Origin of the sequence: Mesorhizobium sp. M7A.F.Ca.MR.176.00.0.0 (genome assembly GCF_004023165.1) — a bacterium.
Taxonomy (GTDB): Bacteria; Pseudomonadota; Alphaproteobacteria; order Rhizobiales; family Rhizobiaceae; genus Mesorhizobium.
This window is the reverse complement of record NZ_RZTC01000343.1, coordinates 1-239: the sequence shown is the minus strand read 5'-3', so window position 1 is coordinate 239 and position 239 is coordinate 1. Positions and strand designations below refer to the sequence as shown.

Below are 239 nucleotides of genomic sequence, written 5' to 3'. Positions count from 1 at the left end.
CCCCTCATCCGACCTCGCTTCGCGAGGCCACCTTCTCCCACAGGGGGAGAAGGGAGAACCGTCCCCCTCACCTTCTCACCCGCGATTTCAGCCACCGGTCGAACGCCACCGCCAGGATCAGGATGAGCCCGATGACGATGCTTTGCGTATAGGACGAGACGTTGTTGAACTGCAGCCCGTTCTGCAGCACGCCGATGAGCGCCGCGCCGACCACCGTACCGCCGACCGAGCCGATGCCG

At 65.3% G+C, this 239-nt stretch carries 1 pseudogene; it reads right to left on the bottom strand.

Features of this window, described 5'->3' with window-relative positions:
• Positions 1-67 precede the first annotated feature (67 nt).
• Positions 68-239: pseudogene (locus EOB59_RS37390) on the bottom strand (ABC transporter permease); the annotation flags it as partial.